Genomic DNA, 13,809 nt, shown 5'->3' on the forward strand with positions numbered 1-13,809 from the left:
CCGCCCATGCGTGACGAGGTGATGCAGGTGATGCGAGCAACAGCAGGCGGGAAGGCGCAGATCGTGGTGGGCGACGCGACCAGTCATGGCGGGCGGGTGATTTCCGGCAGCCCTTCTTCGACATGGGGGCGCGAGGCGATTCCGAGCGCGCGCAAACGCGGCAAGGTGACCTGTCCGATTGGCGCACCTCATGTCTTCGAGATCGCGGAGGGTTGTGCGAACAGTCTGGATTTCGGTGCGCCGGTTGCGCTGGAAGGGCACACGACGACGTGCGGCGCGGTGCTGCTGGCCCAGCCCGGCAGTGCCGAGTCGTGAACGGCCCCGTCGATTGCGCTTGACCACGTACACGAATCGTGTCGACGATGCACCTTGAGCAGCGCAGGCGGATGTCCGTGAACGCCTGATCGCCGTCGGAAATGAAAAACGGGCCGAGCGGCCCGTTTTCTTTGAAGCTCTGGCGGAAGCGGTGAGATTCGAACTCACGGACAGTTTCCCGTCGCCGGTTTTCAAGACCGGTGCCTTAAACCGCTCGGCCACGCTTCCACACGAGGCGGCATTGTAACCGAAATGCCGCCAGGTTCATGCCTTCAATCGTCGCGCAGGAACAATTCCTGCAGGTCGTTGAGGAAACGCTGGCCGAGCGGCGTCGGCGCGATCTGCGCGAAATCGCGCGCGATCAGCCCGCGCCGTTCCGCTTCCTGCAGTGCCGGTTCGATCGTGCTCATCGGCAGGCCCGTGCGTTCGGCGAAGCTGTGCACGGGGAAGCCCTCGACGAGCCGCAGCGTGTTCAGCATGAACTCGAACGGCAGGTCGCGCGCACCGACTTCGCGCTCTTCCTGCACGGCCGTGCCGGCCATCGCCTGCTCGATGAAAGTGGCCGGATGCTTGTAGCGTGCCTGCCGCAGGATCCGGTTCGGGAACGACAGCTTCGTGTGCGCACCCGCACCGATCCCGAGATAGTCGCCGAAGCGCCAGTAGTTCAGGTTGTGCTTGCACTGATGATTCGGCTTCGCATACGCGGACACTTCGTAGCGCCCGTAACCGGCCTCGGCCGTGCGCGCGTGGATCCATTCCTGCATGTCGGCCGATGCGTCGTCGTCGGGCACGACCGGCGGGAACTTCGCGAACAGCGTATTCGGCTCGAGCGTCAGGTGATACAGCGACAGATGCGGCGGCGCGTACGACAGCGCAGTCTCGATGTCGGTACGGCATTCATCGAGCGTCTGGTTCGGCAGCGCGAACATCAGGTCGAGGTTGAAGTTGTCGAAGTTCTTCGCGGCGATCTCGACCGCGGCGCGTGCCTGCGTGGTGTCGTGAATCCGGCCGAGCGCCTTCAGGTGCGTTTCGTTGAAGCTCTGGATGCCGACCGACAGGCGATTCACGCCGCTCGCGCGGAACTGCGCGAACTTCGCGGCCTCGAACGTGCCGGGATTCGCCTCGAGCGTGATCTCGGCATCGGCGTCGAGCGGCAGCAGCGCGCGCACGTCGGACAGCATCCGGTCGAGGCCGGCTGCCGACAGCAGGCTCGGCGTGCCGCCGCCGATGAACACCGTATGCACCTGCCGGCCCCACACGAGCGGCAGCGCCTGCTCGAGATCGGCGCGCAACGCATCGAGATACTCGGTTTCCGGAAACCGTTCGCCCTTCCACTCATGCGAGTTGAAATCGCAGTACGGGCACTTGCGCACGCACCACGGAAAATGCACGTACAGCGCGAGCGGCGGCAGCGACGTGAGCCGCACCTGGCCGGGCGACGTGAAGGTCGCGACGACGCGCGCGCCGGTTTCCGCAGCCTGGCTCATGCGGCCTCCGTGGGCGAACGGGTATCGGGCATGCTCATGCTTCCTCCGCGAGCCGCGCCAGCAGCGCCTTCAGCGCCAGCGCGCGATGGCTGTGCGTGTTCTTCACGGCCGGCTCGAGTTCGGCGGCCGTCGCGCCGAGCGACGGCAGGTAGAAATACGGGTCGTAGCCGAATCCGTGCTCGCCGCGCGGTGTGTCGACGATCTCGCCCGCCCAGCGCCCTTCGGCGAACAGCGGCTCGGGGTCGTCCGCATGGCGCACGAGCGCGAGCACGCAGCAGTAGTATGCGCGCCGGTCGTCGACGCCACGCAACTGCTCGACGAGATATGCGTTGTTCGCTGCGTCACCCTTGTCGCGGCCCGCGCGCTGCGCGTAGCGGGCCGAATAGACGCCCGGCGCACCGCGCAGCACGCGCACGCACAGGCCCGAATCGTCGGCGATCGCCGGCAGCCCGGTGAGCCGCGATGCGTGGCGCGCTTTCGTCAGCGCATTCTCGATGAAGGTGCCGAACGGCTCTTCCGCCTCGGGCACTGCGAGGTCGCCCTGCGGGACGATCTCGATGCCGACCGTCGAGAACAGCGCGGTGAATTCGCGCAGCTTGCCGGCGTTGTTCGACGCGAGAACGATGCGCGACAGCGGCGCGATGGTGTGATCGTCCGGCATGTCAGGCGCCCAGCACGTCTTTCTGGAGCTGCACGAGCTCGGCGATCCCGCCTTGCGCGAGGTCGAGCAGCGCGTTCATCTCGGCGCGCGAGAACGGCGCGCCTTCGGCCGTGCCCTGGACTTCGACGAAGCCGCCGGCGCCCGTCATCACGACGTTCATGTCGGTGTCGCACTGCGAATCTTCCGCGTAATCGAGGTCGAGCACGGGCGCGCCTTCGTACACGCCGACCGAGATCGCGGCGATGTGGTCGGTGATCGGCGAGCGCGTGAGCTTGCCGGCCGCGAGCAGTTTCGACACGGCGTCGTGTGCGGCGACGAACGCGCCGGTGATGCTGGCCGTGCGGGTGCCGCCGTCGGCCTGGATCACGTCGCAGTCGATATGGATCGTGCGCGGGCCGAGCGCCTCGAGGTCGAACACCGCGCGCAGCGCGCGCCCGATCAGGCGCTGAATTTCCTGCGTGCGGCCGGTCTGCTTGCCGCGCGCGGCTTCGCGGTCGCTGCGCGTGTGCGTCGCGCGGGGCAGCATCCCGTACTCGGCGGTCAGCCAGCCTTGCCCGCGGTCGCGCAGGAAGTCGGGCACGCGTTCGGACACGCTGGCGGTGCAGAGCACCTTGGTGTCGCCGAATTCGACCAGTACCGAGCCTTCGGCATGTTTCGTGTAGTGGCGCGTGAGGGCGACCTTGCGCAGTTCGTCGGCGCGGCGGCCGCTCGGGCGGGAAACGGAGGACGTCATGTGGGATTCGCGAAACGGGAGGAAACCCCGATTTTAGCGCTGAACGGCGGGCTTGCCCGGCGGGGTGGTCCGCAAAAATGGGATAATGCGCGCTTCCCGCCCCGCGCTTTCCGATGCGCCGGGCGCCTCGACATATCCCCGCCCGCGAGGGCACCCAGACGGCGAGACGAACCATGATCTACAGCATGACGGGCTACGCGAGCGCAACGCGCGAACTCGCGACGGCCACCGGCAACGGCGGCACCAGCGTGTCGGTCGAACTGCGCACCGTGAACTCGCGCTTCCTCGACCTCAATTTCCGGATGCCGGACGACGTGCGCGCGTGCGAACCCGCGCTGCGCGAAATGCTGATGAACAAGCTGTCGCGCGGCAAGGTCGACATCCGCATCAACCTGCAGCGCGGCGAGCAGAGCATCGGCGCGGGCGCGCTGAACCAGTCGGCGCTCGGCCAGCTCGCCGAGCTCGAGCGTTCGGTGCTCGACACGTTCCCGGGCGTCGGCCGCCTGCGCGCGGGCGAGATCCTGCGCTGGCCCGGCGTGATCGCCGAGAGCGGCGTGTCGGCGGACGCGATCCGCGAGGCGGTGCTCGCGTGCGGCAAGGAAGCGATCGGCGAGCTGGTCGTCGTGCGTTCGCGCGAAGGCGCGCAACTGGCGACGATGCTGCTGTCGAACGTCACCGAGATGGAAGCGATCGTCGCGCGCATCACGCCGCTCGTGCCGGAGCTGATCGCGAAGCACCAGCAGAAGATCGTCGAACGGCTGCAGGAGGCGCTCGGCATCGCGGCGCCTGAAGGCAGCTCGACGATCGTCACGCGCGAGGAAGCCGCGGAGCGCATTCGTCAGGAAGTGACGATGTACGGGATCCGGATCGACATCGCGGAAGAGCTGTCGCGGCTCACCGCGCACCTGAACGAAACGCGTCACGTGATCGAGAAGGGCGGCCGTGTCGGTAAGCGCCTCGACTTCATGATGCAGGAACTGAATCGCGAAGCGAACACGCTCGGCTCGAAGGCGGCGGCGAAGGAACTCGCCGACGCATCGATGGCACTCAAGCTGTTGATCGAGCAGATGCGCGAGCAAGTGCAAAACCTGGAGTAAAGCAACATGACGGAATCTCATCGCGACGCCCACGCGTCGCATTCGCTGCACGGCGGCGTCTATCCCGGCAACCTGTTCATGGTCGTCGCGCCGTCGGGCGCCGGCAAGTCGACGCTCGTGAATGCGTTGCTGTCGAAGGACAACGACATCTGCCTGTCGATCTCGTACACGACACGCAAGCCGCGCCCGGGCGAGCAGGACGGCCGGCACTATCACTTCACGACGGTCGAGGATTTCCGCACGCGTCACGCGACGCACGAATTCCTCGAGAGCGCGGAAGTGCACGGCAACTACTACGGCACGTCGCGCGTCTGGATCGAAGAGCAGATGAAGAACGGCCACGACGTGCTGCTCGAGATCGACTGGCAGGGCGCGCTGCAGGTGAAGAAGCAGTTCCGCAACGCGGTCGGCATCTTCATCCTGCCGCCGTCGCTCGACGCGCTCGAAGAGCGTCTGAAGAAGCGCGGCCAGGACGAACCGAACGTGATCACGCGCCGCCTGCTTGCCGCCGGCAGCGAGATCGCACACGCGTCGGAAGCGGAATACGTGGTGATCAACGAGAATTTCGAGCGTGCGCTTGCCGAGCTCGAATGCATCGTCGCGGCCACGCGCCTGCGCTTTGCTTCGCAGTACGCGCGACACACGGAGCTGTTCATCGAGCTCGGCATCCATCTGCCCCACGCGGAATGACGCGGGGGACGAGGGACATAAGGTAGAATAAGGACTATATTCAGAAGGAATTACCAACATGGCTCGCATTACCGTCGAAGACTGCCTGAAGCAAATCCCGAACCGCTTCGAACTGGCGCTCGCCGCCACCTATCGCGCGCGGCAGCTCGCGCAAGGCCATACGCCGAAGATCGAAAGCCGCGACAAGCCGACCGTCGTCGCGCTGCGCGAAATCGCTGCCGGCCAGGTCGGCGTCGAGATGCTGAAGAAGGTGCCGGTGTAACGCGCATCCGGCCCGTTCCAGCCATGTAATCCACGCGCGCAACGACTCGACCTGGAGGCGAATATGAGCACCACCCCATCGTCCGCCTCCGCGGATTCGACCACCGAAGCCACGGCCCAGTCGCCTGCGCGCCAGTACATCGACGCGGTCCTCGAACAGTCCTTCCGGCATCTGTTCGGGCCGACCGCCACACCGGAGCAGCCTCGCAAGCACGGCGTCGTTTCGATCGCGAAACTGACGGCCGCGCTTGCCGAGTATCTTCCTCCGGAAGAAATCAAAGAGGTCAAGGCGGCGTTCCACTTCAGCGACGAAGCCCACCTCGGTCAATATCGCCAGAGCGGCGAACCCTATATCACCCATCCTGTCGCCGTCGCGGAAATCTGCGCCGGCTGGAAGCTCGACGCGCAGGCCGTCATGGCGGCGCTCCTGCACGACGTGATGGAAGATCAGGGCGTGACCAAGAGCGAGCTGGCCGAACGGTTCGGCCCCAAGGTCGCCGAACTGGTCGACGGCCTGTCGAAGCTCGACAAGATGGAGTTCCGCAGCCGCGAAGAAGCGCAGGCGGAAAACTTCCGCAAGATGCTGCTCGCGATGGCACGCGATGTGCGCGTCATTCTCGTCAAGCTCGCCGACCGCCTGCACAACATGCGCACGCTCGGTGCGGTGCCGATGGAAAAGCGCCGCCGCGTCGCGCGGGAAACGCTCGACATCTACGCGCCGATCGCGCACCGCCTCGGGTTGAACAATACGTATCGCGAGCTGCAGGACATGAGCTTCGCGAACTTCAACCCGCATCGCTACGCGACGCTCGAGAAGGCCGTGAAGGCCGCGCGCGGCAACCGCCGCGAAGTGATCAGCAAGATCCTCGAGGCCGCGCAGCGCGCGATGGCCGACGCGAAGATCGACGCCGAGATCACCGGCCGCGAAAAGACCATCTACAGCGTCTACCGCAAGATGCGCGACAAGCAGCTGTCGTTCTCGCAGGTGCTCGACGTGTACGGCTTTCGCGTCGTCGTCGACAGCCCGCTCGACTGCTACACGTGCATCGGCGCGCTGCACGCGCTGTACAAGCCCGTCCCTGGCAAGTTCAAGGACTACATCGCGATCCCGAAGATCAACGGCTACCAGTCGCTGCACACCACGCTGGTCGGCCCGTTCGGCGCGCCGATCGAGTTCCAGGTGCGCACGCGCAAGATGCACGAGATCGCCGAGGCGGGCGTGGCGGCGCACTGGCTGTACAAGAACGGCAGCGCAGATCTCAGCGACGTGCAGAAGCGCGCGCACCAGTGGCTGAAGTCGCTGCTCGACATCCAGAGCGAAGCCGGCGATTCGAGCGAATTCCTCGAGCACGTGAAGATCGACCTGTTCCCGGATGCGGTCTACGTGTTCACGCCGAAGTCGAAGATCATGGCGCTGCCGCGCGGCGCGACGGCACTCGATTTCGCGTATTCGATCCACAGCGATCTCGGCAACCAGTGCGTGGCCGTGAAGATCAACAACGAGCTGCTGCCGCTGCGCACCGAGCTGAAGAGCGGCGACATCGTCGAGGTGATCACCGCGCCGTACTCGAAACCGAACCCCGCGTGGCTCGGGTTCGTGCGCACGGGCAAGGCGCGTTCGGCGATCCGTCACTATCTGAAGACGATGCGCCTGAACGAGTCGGTGCAGCTCGGCGAGCGTCTCGTCGACCAGAGTTTGAAGGGCTACGGTCTCGCGCTCGCCGACGTCACGCCGGAAGTGTGGGAGAAGCTCGTGCAGTGGACGGGCAACAAGAGCCGTCAGGAAATCTTCGCGGACATCGGCCTCGGCCGTCGCGTGGCAGCGGTGATGGCCAAGCGCATCGAGGTGCTGATGAGCGGCCGCGATGCGGACGACGATCTGCCGAAGTCCGAGCGCCATCCCGCGCACCATGCGCCGCCGGTCGTGATTACTGGCACCGAAGGGATGTCGGTGCAGTTGTCCGCGTGCTGCCGGCCGATTCCGGGCGATGCGATCATGGGCTACATCGGCATTGGCCTGGGGATGGCGATTCATACGACCGATTGCCGCGTGGCGCAGCGGATTCATCGCCGCGATCCGGGCCGCTGGATCGACGTCGAATGGGCGCCGCAGCCGGGCCGCCTGTTCGACGTCGCGGTGAAGGCGCTCGTGAAGAACACGAAGGGCATCTTTGCGCGCGTGGCGGCGGACATCACGTCGGCCGATGCGAACATCGTGCATATCGCGATGGACGAGGATCTGACCCACGAATCGACGGTGCTGCGCTTCGTGATCCAGGTCAGCGACCGCGTGCACCTCGCGAACGTGATGCGGCGCGTGCGCACCAATCCGGACGTGATGCGGATCATGCGCGAGCGTTCGACCGACGACGGCGCGCATGCGCGTCACGACGGCGGTATGCGCATCGAGCGCGAGCGGCAGGATTACTGACGCGTTCTTGCGTGACGAACGATGCGACGGCGGCCATGGGCCGCCGTTTTCATTGGTGCCTGCGGTGCGATGGCGCGAGCCTGACTGATGGCATCTTTCAGAAGCCGATCGGGTGCGGCGGTGTCGTGCCGCTCATGGAGGGAGAAGGGGAGGCAGAAAAGAAAAAGGGCTTTCCCGGAGGAAAGCCCTTTTAAGGTGGCGCGGCTGGCAGGATTCGAACCCACGACCCCTTGGTTCGTAGCCAAGTACTCTATCCAACTGAGCTACAGCCGCACGCAAAACGGTACTACTTCAACTGTCGGAACCTTCTACGATGGGAAGGCCCCCAAAAAGGTGGCGCGGCTGGCAGGATTCGAACCCACGACCCCTTGGTTCGTAGCCAAGTACTCTATCCAACTGAGCTACAGCCGCACGCAAAACAAAACTTCTACTGCTTCGAACTGAAAGGGCCTTCGGATCAGAAGGCCCTCGAAAAAAGTGGCGCGGCTGGCAGGATTCGAACCCACGACCCCTTGGTTCGTAGCCAAGTACTCTATCCAACTGAGCTACAGCCGCACGCAGAAGCGAAATTATAGCAGGGTTGTATAAAAAGGGAAGCCTTATTCGCGAATTGTTCTGCAAGACCTTGCCGGGGCGCCCTTCGTGTACCCTTGGAGCATCAGTCATCCATGTTGAACCCGCATCATGAACAAGGCGTTTGTCAAAGAGTCGGACGGCGACGACGACGATCTCGACCAGGCCCAGCCGGCGATTCCGGCGGGCGCGAAGAACTACATCACGCCGGCCGGCCACAAGCGGCTGAGGGACGAACTGCTGAACCTGATCGACGTCGAGCGTCCCGAGGTCGTGCGGCTCGTGTCCTGGGCCGCATCGAACGGCGACCGGTCGGAGAACGGCGACTACATCTACGGCAAGCGGCGGCTCCGCGAGATCGATCGCCGCATCCGCTTCCTGACGAAACGGCTCGATCTTGCCGAAGTCGTCGATGCGAGCCGGCAGGAGAACGTCGACCAGGTGTTTTTCGGCGCAACGGTCGATTACGAGACGCCGGACGGCGAGGATCACACGATCACGATCGTCGGGATCGACGAGGTCGATCTCGATCACGGCTGCGTCAGCTGGATCTCGCCGGTCGCGCGTGCGCTGATCAAGGCGAAGATCGGCGATACCGTCACGCTGATGACGCCGGCCGGCCCGCAGCCGATCGACGTGCTCGACGTCCGTTACCCGGCACCGGGCAACGCCTGAGCGACGCTCGGGCTCAGCCAAGAAAAGAAAAAGCGCCCCGCTGGGGCGCTTCGTCATCCGGCGTGCGGCGGATGTGCAGGTCCGCTCAGAAGCGATGGCGCAGGCCGGCCGTGACCGCGATCTGCTTGTTGCTCGACGAAGCACCACCGAGGCCGTTGACATAGGCGCCGATGCCCAGGCCGTCCGTGCTGACGCGCTGATACACGCCTTGCACGTACACGTCGGTCCGCTTGGACAGTGCATAGTCGGTCTGCAGGTTGAACTGATTCCAGCCCGGATGACGGCCGTCCAGGAAGCCGGCGGTGTATGTGTACGACCCGGCCAGCGACAAGGCCGGCGTGAGCGCGTAGCGCGCGTTCACTTCATAGTTGTTGAAACGGGCAAACGTGCCGTCGAGACCCAGGCCGTTCGACACGCCCGAGGCACCCGCGGAGATGCCGAGCGCCCGGTTCACGCGCGATTGCGTGAACACGAAGCCGGCCGTTGCCGGGCCGTATGTGTAGTTCAGGCCGCCGCCGAACACGCGCTGACGCTTGCCGACGAACGTGTTGTCGCCTGCTACCGCGCCGCCGCTGTTGGTGACCGCGGCCGACGTGAGGCCCGTGATGTCATTGTTCAACTGCAGGTAGCCAGCGCCGATATTGAAGCCGGCGTAGGTGTACGACACGCCCGCGCTGTACGCGCGATTGTTCGAGAACTGGTTGCTGTTCGAGAAGCCGTACAACGCGCCGAACTTCAGGCCGCCGTAATTGATGCTCGTATACTTGACGGCGTTATTGATCCGGAACGAATTGTTCAGGTTGTCGTTATCGAACGGGTGGGCAAACTGGGTGCCGCCGAATTGCGTACCGGTCAGCGACAGCGGCCCGATGTAGTCGACGACGCTGTCGTATTGGCGACCGAGAGTGACGGCGCCAAACTGGTCATGAGACAAGCCAACGAACGCCTGGCGGCCGAATTCGCGGCCATTCTGGCCGAGCGTGCCGTTGGCGATGTTGAAGCCGTTTTCCAACACGAAGATTGCTTTCAGGCCGCCACCGAGATCTTCCGTGCCGCGCAGGCCCCAGCGGCTGCCGTTGATCTGGCCGCTGCGTTCCGACCATGAGCTGTGGCCACCCTGGTTGTTGGTATAGGTGATGCCTGCGTCGATCAGGCCATAGAGCGTCACGCTGCTCTGAGCATGGGCTGCTGTAACGAAGACACCCGACAACGCGGTGACGATCAGGGTTTTTTTCATGGATCTGTCTCCAAACAGGATGATGTCGATCGAACCTGCTGCGGACTGGCATGTTTTGCTTGACGCTGCGGCCGGTCCGGCAGAGCGGCGGTGCGCTTATCAATAAGCCATCTGCAGTGTACGGAGTGCGTGGAGCGGGGGGCGATCACGCTTTAAGCAATAATATATTTTGGAATCCGCAAAGATTGTCGAGGCAGCGCAAACGACTGCCTATCAAGGGTTTGCGGCGCTGCAGCGAAGAAAAATGGCGATTAGGACTACGGAACGGGCGTTGCGCGATCGCGACAGGTAGTCAGCAGCAGGCGAGGGCGGTCATAGCGCGATTATTGACACATCGGCAATAGAGGTTTGTGTGGAGCATGAATAATGAAAGGTTGTTCTCTCGCTATACTGCGATCTCTGCTTTCCGAAGCAGACTTTTTCGTTGACGGAAAAGATCTCCAAACCTTTGTCGGCGCGACTTCCCAGTCGCGCTTTTTTTTTGCCCCGTCACGCCGCGTGCTATTGCGCGTATGAGCGCCGCTTGCGCTTGGCCGCAGGTGCGGCTTCCTTGGCTTCGTTGGGGGGCGGTGTATAGGTCCAGTCTTCCATCACGTAGTGACGGGCATCGAGTGGCGATGCGAGCAGGTTCTGCCAGTGATCGCCGTGCCAGGTCGTATCGAATTCGGCGTCACATGGCGCTTCGCGCGCAGACTCGGCCAGGGCGCGGGACTTGCGACGTACGCGTCCGAGCCGGCTCGCGAAGCGCTTGATTCCGTCCAGCCACATGACCTTCTCCTTCCTTCCGACGTTAAGTGAGCATCGCAATGTCCCCGCGTTTCCGCAACCCGGAAAAAACCCGAGGATTTTACCGAGTCGATTTGTCCCCGGTAGAAATTTCACGGTCGAGATTATTGATGCTCCGGTCCCGGTAATGTTGACAGGTTTTTGATGCGAATCAATTAATCAAAGGCGATGGTGTACCGATTCCAATGGTATTAGCGCTTTTTTGATAAAACGTTCGTCAAAAATTTTCTTGACGCACCCGGATTGTCCAATTTATAAAGTCAGCACTCCGTCCTCGGGCGGCGTGCTGGTGCGGGTGCTGGCGCAATGTTTCGGGATTTCGGGAAACGGCTATAAAAATAGCTTTTTTGATCTAATCGAGTGGGGAACGAAGACATGGATACCGGTATCGTGAAATGGTTTAACGATGCTAAAGGTTTCGGCTTTATTACGTCGGACAATGGTGGTGAAGATTTGTTTGCGCACTTTTCCGAAATCAAGATGGACGGCTTCAAGACGCTGAAGGAAAACCAGCGTGTTTCGTTCGACGTGAAAGTCGGGCCGAAAGGCAAGCAGGCAGCGAATATCCAGGCGGTCTGACGCGCCACGCATTGCCGATCACGTCCGGCCCCCGCATTGCGGGGGTTTTTTGCTTTTCGGGGGCGGAACATTTCGGTTCGGGCTGGCCGCGAACAGGGATGCCGGTGCATACTCACGGAAGCATCGTTTCCCAGTCTTTTCATGTCTGATTCCCCCCGTCCGTCCGATCCCGCCAGCGAACAGCCGCTCGTTTTCGTCGACCTTGAAACCACGGGCGGCTCGCCCGCCGAACACCGCATCACCGAAATCGGGGTGGTCGAAATCGGCCCGCTCGGCGTGTCGACGTGGACGACGCTCGTCGATCCGGGCCAGTCGATTCCGCCGTTCATCCAGCAACTGACGGGCATTTCGGACGAGATGGTGCGCGACGCGCCGTCGTTTGCGTCGCTGGCGCCGGCGTTGTTCGAGCGGCTCGACGGCAAGCTGTTCGTCGCGCACAACGCGAGTTTCGACCGCGGCTTCCTGCGGGCCGAATTCGAGCGCGCCGGCTTCGCGTTCAATCCTGATGTGCTGTGTACGGTGCGGCTGTCGCGTGCGCTGTTCCCGCGCGAAGCGCGGCACGGGCTCGACGCGTTGATCGAACGCCACGGCCTCGTGCCGGCTGCGCGCCACCGGGCGCTGGCGGATGCCGACCTCCTGTGGCAGTTCTGGCGCCAGTTGCACGATATCGTGCCGCTCGAGCGGCTGCGCGACCAGATCGCGCGCACGACGCGCCACTTCCGTCTGGGTGGCGACCTGACCGAAGCCTGGCTCGATACCGCGCCGGCCGGGTGCGGAGCGTACGCGCTGTTCGGGGAGGGCGACGCGCCGCTGTATGTCGGCCGCAGCGTACGCGTGCGGCAGCGGCTACGTGCACTGCTGACTGGCGAGCGCCGTTCGTCAAAGGAAATGCGGCTTGCGCAGCAGGTGCGCCGGGTCGAATGGCGCGAGACCGGCAACGAGCTGGGGGCGATGCTTGCCGAAGCGCAATGGATCGCCCAGTTGCGTCCATCGTACAACCGTCGCCCCGCGGCCGACGCCCGTGCCGGCGGTGCGCCCTGGCCGTTTGACGGCGCTGTTGCATTCGAGGCGAGCGGCGAGCGCCGCCTGTTTCATGTGATCGATGGCTGGCGCTATCTCGGCGTGGCGGAATCGCTCGACGCGGCCGCACGGCTCGCGGCCGACGGGATGGACGGTGCGTTCGAACCCTTCACCCACCGCCTGCTGCAGACGCATCTCGCACGCGGCCTGCAACTGATTCCGCTCGCCGCGCTCACGCCGGCGGGGCAAGCCGGTTGAATCAAGCGCGGCCGCGCGATCCGCGCCTGCTGCGTCAACCGATCGCGCTTGCGCCGCCGGCCGAGCAGACGTGCGACAGCGCGGTGTCGAGTGCCTGCGTTTGCGTGGAGTCGTAGCGCGTGAGCGTCTTCCAGTTCGCGATGCTGCGCGCGAGCCGCGCCTGACAATCAGGCGCATCGCGCAGCGGTCCAACCTGCGCGAGCCCTGCGAGCATTTTCTGCGTCAGCCGGTCGAGCGCCGGGCGCGTGCTGGTCGCGAGATCGGGCGGCGTGCCTTCCGGCGGCCGCGTCGCACGCCAGGTCGCGAACAGCGCGTTCTGCACATCCTTGCTCGCGGTGATTTGATCCTCGAAGAACGTCCGCGCGAACGCGGGATCGACGCCGGCTTGTGCCGCGCGCTTCTCGACTGAGGCGAGCAGCGCCGCTTCGCGCGGCCGGTCCTCGATTGCCTTGTGATTGGCCCATTTCCATCGAGCGACCGGTTCGGCGAGCGCGAGACGCTGCGACGCGAGTGCAACGAGGTTGGTGAGGGCGGTGTCGTCGCCGTCTGCATTGGCGACACGCGGGGACGAAAAGAGGGCGACGCCGAGCGCGGCGACAGCGAGGCTGGCACGAATGGCTTGCTTCATCGGAACGATCGGGAGAGCCGGGCGGGCCGGACGTGGAAAACCAGAAGAATAGACGAAGACAGTCGCGCGGCGTAGCGCAGCGACCGGAGAATCAGCAGGCGAGCTGATCCGGCACCGTCAGGCTGTTGCGGCCCGGGTGCGAGGCGAATTGCGCGCGATGCGCAGTGATGAACCGCACGATAGCGATGATCGACACGTGGCGGTTACAGAACCGGACAGGCGTTCACTTCGGCGAGTACAGCTTGTGCTGCTCGTCGAAGAATGCCCGCACGTGGTCAGGCAATTCGGCGAGGAATTCCACGCCGACGGGTTCCGGATCCGGGCTCATCACTTGCTCGGGCGGTGGCATGCGAGTTGGTCTTTCGTCCATGGTCATTT

At 64.1% G+C, this 13,809-nt stretch carries 16 protein-coding genes and 4 tRNA genes; 9 read left to right on the top strand and 11 right to left on the bottom strand.

Annotated elements, in window-relative coordinates; translation table 11 throughout:
- Positions 1–6 precede the first annotated feature (6 nt).
- Positions 7–315 carry a PAAR domain-containing protein gene (locus ACN8ZM_RS05075; RefSeq protein ID WP_420210701.1) on the top strand — a complete coding sequence of 103 codons (309 nt, stop codon included), beginning with the start codon at positions 7–9 and terminating at the stop codon, positions 313–315.
- Positions 316–455: 140 nt separating this feature from the next.
- Here the strand turns inward: ACN8ZM_RS05075 and ACN8ZM_RS05080 are convergent.
- The 4 genes from ACN8ZM_RS05080 to rph all read right to left on the bottom strand — a co-directional run bounded on the left by ACN8ZM_RS05080 (position 456) and on the right by rph (position 3,196).
- Positions 456–543 (bottom strand) — tRNA-Ser (locus ACN8ZM_RS05080).
- A gap of 44 nt (positions 544–587) precedes the next feature.
- Positions 588–1,802, bottom strand: coding sequence for a radical SAM family heme chaperone HemW (gene hemW / locus ACN8ZM_RS05085; protein ID WP_043181762.1), 1,215 nt, complete (start codon positions 1,800–1,802; stop codon positions 588–590).
- Positions 1,803–1,836: 34 nt separating this feature from the next.
- Positions 1,837–2,463 carry an RdgB/HAM1 family non-canonical purine NTP pyrophosphatase gene (gene rdgB, locus ACN8ZM_RS05090; protein WP_027788105.1) on the bottom strand — a complete coding sequence of 209 codons (627 nt, stop codon included), beginning with the start codon at positions 2,461–2,463 and terminating at the stop codon, positions 1,837–1,839.
- Between the two features lies 1 nt (position 2,464).
- Positions 2,465–3,196, bottom strand: coding sequence for a ribonuclease PH (rph, locus tag ACN8ZM_RS05095; protein ID WP_420210702.1), 732 nt, complete (start codon positions 3,194–3,196; stop codon positions 2,465–2,467).
- A gap of 173 nt (positions 3,197–3,369) precedes the next feature.
- Between rph and ACN8ZM_RS05100 the strand changes: the two genes are divergently transcribed.
- The 5 genes from ACN8ZM_RS05100 to ACN8ZM_RS05120 all read left to right on the top strand — a co-directional run bounded on the left by ACN8ZM_RS05100 (position 3,370) and on the right by ACN8ZM_RS05120 (position 7,869).
- The gene (locus ACN8ZM_RS05100; protein ID WP_043181767.1) at positions 3,370–4,293 is read left to right on the top strand and encodes a YicC/YloC family endoribonuclease; all 924 of its coding nucleotides are present in this window, start codon (positions 3,370–3,372) and stop codon (positions 4,291–4,293) included.
- A 6-nt stretch (positions 4,294–4,299) separates the two neighbouring features.
- Positions 4,300–4,983 (top strand): guanylate kinase, encoded by a 684-nt coding sequence (gmk, locus tag ACN8ZM_RS05105; protein ID WP_043181770.1) that lies wholly within the window; start codon positions 4,300–4,302, stop codon positions 4,981–4,983.
- Positions 4,984–5,041: 58 nt separating this feature from the next.
- Entirely contained in the window at positions 5,042–5,245 is a 204-nt protein-coding gene (gene rpoZ, locus ACN8ZM_RS05110) for a DNA-directed RNA polymerase subunit omega (RefSeq protein WP_006025620.1), read from the top strand.
- A gap of 63 nt (positions 5,246–5,308) precedes the next feature.
- A complete protein-coding gene (locus tag ACN8ZM_RS05115) occupies positions 5,309–7,675 on the top strand; it encodes a RelA/SpoT family protein (RefSeq protein ID WP_043181772.1) in 2,367 nt (788 codons plus the stop codon).
- A gap of 11 nt (positions 7,676–7,686) precedes the next feature.
- A complete protein-coding gene (locus ACN8ZM_RS05120) occupies positions 7,687–7,869 on the top strand; it encodes a hypothetical protein (RefSeq protein WP_143330975.1) in 183 nt (60 codons plus the stop codon).
- Positions 7,870–7,871: 2 nt separating this feature from the next.
- Here ACN8ZM_RS05120 and ACN8ZM_RS05125 read toward each other — a convergent pair.
- From ACN8ZM_RS05125 to ACN8ZM_RS05135, 3 genes are all read right to left on the bottom strand, one after another.
- Positions 7,872–7,948: transfer RNA gene (locus ACN8ZM_RS05125), tRNA-Arg, on the bottom strand.
- A gap of 61 nt (positions 7,949–8,009) precedes the next feature.
- A tRNA-Arg gene (locus ACN8ZM_RS05130) sits at positions 8,010–8,086 on the bottom strand.
- Positions 8,087–8,153: 67 nt separating this feature from the next.
- Positions 8,154–8,230: transfer RNA gene (locus ACN8ZM_RS05135), tRNA-Arg, on the bottom strand.
- A 129-nt stretch (positions 8,231–8,359) separates the two neighbouring features.
- Between ACN8ZM_RS05135 and greB the strand changes: the two genes are divergently transcribed.
- Positions 8,360–8,923 carry a transcription elongation factor GreB gene (greB, locus tag ACN8ZM_RS05140; RefSeq protein ID WP_175026342.1) on the top strand — a complete coding sequence of 188 codons (564 nt, stop codon included), beginning with the start codon at positions 8,360–8,362 and terminating at the stop codon, positions 8,921–8,923.
- A gap of 85 nt (positions 8,924–9,008) precedes the next feature.
- On the opposite strand, the gene ACN8ZM_RS05145 is transcribed toward greB, so the two are convergent.
- Positions 9,009–10,160 carry a porin gene (locus ACN8ZM_RS05145; protein ID WP_089450104.1) on the bottom strand — a complete coding sequence of 384 codons (1,152 nt, stop codon included), beginning with the start codon at positions 10,158–10,160 and terminating at the stop codon, positions 9,009–9,011.
- Between the two features lie 501 nt (positions 10,161–10,661).
- Positions 10,662–10,928 (bottom strand): hypothetical protein, encoded by a 267-nt coding sequence (locus tag ACN8ZM_RS05150; protein WP_420210703.1) that lies wholly within the window; start codon positions 10,926–10,928, stop codon positions 10,662–10,664.
- A gap of 393 nt (positions 10,929–11,321) precedes the next feature.
- Here ACN8ZM_RS05150 and ACN8ZM_RS05155 point away from each other — a divergent pair, with 393 nt between their 5' ends.
- Together ACN8ZM_RS05155 and ACN8ZM_RS05160 are read left to right on the top strand one after the other, a co-directional pair.
- Positions 11,322–11,525: a cold-shock protein gene (locus ACN8ZM_RS05155; RefSeq protein ID WP_011351289.1), complete on the top strand. Its 204-nt coding sequence runs from the start codon at positions 11,322–11,324 to the stop codon at positions 11,523–11,525.
- Positions 11,526–11,666: 141 nt separating this feature from the next.
- Positions 11,667–12,803 (top strand): exonuclease domain-containing protein, encoded by a 1,137-nt coding sequence (locus tag ACN8ZM_RS05160; RefSeq protein ID WP_420210704.1) that lies wholly within the window; start codon positions 11,667–11,669, stop codon positions 12,801–12,803.
- Between the two features lie 34 nt (positions 12,804–12,837).
- Here the strand turns inward: ACN8ZM_RS05160 and ACN8ZM_RS05165 are convergent, their stop codons facing one another.
- Both ACN8ZM_RS05165 and ACN8ZM_RS05170 read right to left on the bottom strand, forming a co-directional pair.
- Positions 12,838–13,431: a chorismate mutase gene (locus ACN8ZM_RS05165; protein ID WP_420210705.1), complete on the bottom strand. Its 594-nt coding sequence runs from the start codon at positions 13,429–13,431 to the stop codon at positions 12,838–12,840.
- Positions 13,432–13,654: 223 nt separating this feature from the next.
- Positions 13,655–13,801 (bottom strand): hypothetical protein, encoded by a 147-nt coding sequence (locus ACN8ZM_RS05170; protein ID WP_006756195.1) that lies wholly within the window; start codon positions 13,799–13,801, stop codon positions 13,655–13,657.
- Between the last annotated feature and the right edge of the window lie 8 nt (positions 13,802–13,809).

The sequence above is a fragment of the Burkholderia aenigmatica genome, assembly GCF_048627025.1.
GTDB lineage: Bacteria > Pseudomonadota > Gammaproteobacteria > Burkholderiales > Burkholderiaceae > Burkholderia > Burkholderia aenigmatica.

Coding starts and splice junctions, on each gene's coding strand:
- ACN8ZM_RS05075 (WP_420210701.1), top strand. CDS start 7: ATGCGTGACGAGGTGATGCAGGTGATGCGAGCAACAGCAGGCGGGAAG.
- hemW (WP_043181762.1), bottom strand. CDS start 1,802: ATGAGCCAGGCTGCGGAAACCGGCGCGCGCGTCGTCGCGACCTTCACG.
- rdgB (WP_027788105.1), bottom strand. CDS start 2,463: ATGCCGGACGATCACACCATCGCGCCGCTGTCGCGCATCGTTCTCGCG.
- rph (WP_420210702.1), bottom strand. CDS start 3,196: ATGACGTCCTCCGTTTCCCGCCCGAGCGGCCGCCGCGCCGACGAACTG.
- ACN8ZM_RS05100 (WP_043181767.1), top strand. CDS start 3,370: ATGATCTACAGCATGACGGGCTACGCGAGCGCAACGCGCGAACTCGCG.
- gmk (WP_043181770.1), top strand. CDS start 4,300: ATGACGGAATCTCATCGCGACGCCCACGCGTCGCATTCGCTGCACGGC.
- rpoZ (WP_006025620.1), top strand. CDS start 5,042: ATGGCTCGCATTACCGTCGAAGACTGCCTGAAGCAAATCCCGAACCGC.
- ACN8ZM_RS05115 (WP_043181772.1), top strand. CDS start 5,309: ATGAGCACCACCCCATCGTCCGCCTCCGCGGATTCGACCACCGAAGCC.
- greB (WP_175026342.1), top strand. CDS start 8,360: ATGAACAAGGCGTTTGTCAAAGAGTCGGACGGCGACGACGACGATCTC.
- ACN8ZM_RS05145 (WP_089450104.1), bottom strand. CDS start 10,160: ATGAAAAAAACCCTGATCGTCACCGCGTTGTCGGGTGTCTTCGTTACA.
- ACN8ZM_RS05150 (WP_420210703.1), bottom strand. CDS start 10,928: ATGTGGCTGGACGGAATCAAGCGCTTCGCGAGCCGGCTCGGACGCGTA.
- ACN8ZM_RS05155 (WP_011351289.1), top strand. CDS start 11,322: ATGGATACCGGTATCGTGAAATGGTTTAACGATGCTAAAGGTTTCGGC.
- ACN8ZM_RS05160 (WP_420210704.1), top strand. CDS start 11,667: ATGTCTGATTCCCCCCGTCCGTCCGATCCCGCCAGCGAACAGCCGCTC.
- ACN8ZM_RS05165 (WP_420210705.1), bottom strand. CDS start 13,431: ATGAAGCAAGCCATTCGTGCCAGCCTCGCTGTCGCCGCGCTCGGCGTC.
- ACN8ZM_RS05170 (WP_006756195.1), bottom strand. CDS start 13,801: ATGGACGAAAGACCAACTCGCATGCCACCGCCCGAGCAAGTGATGAGC.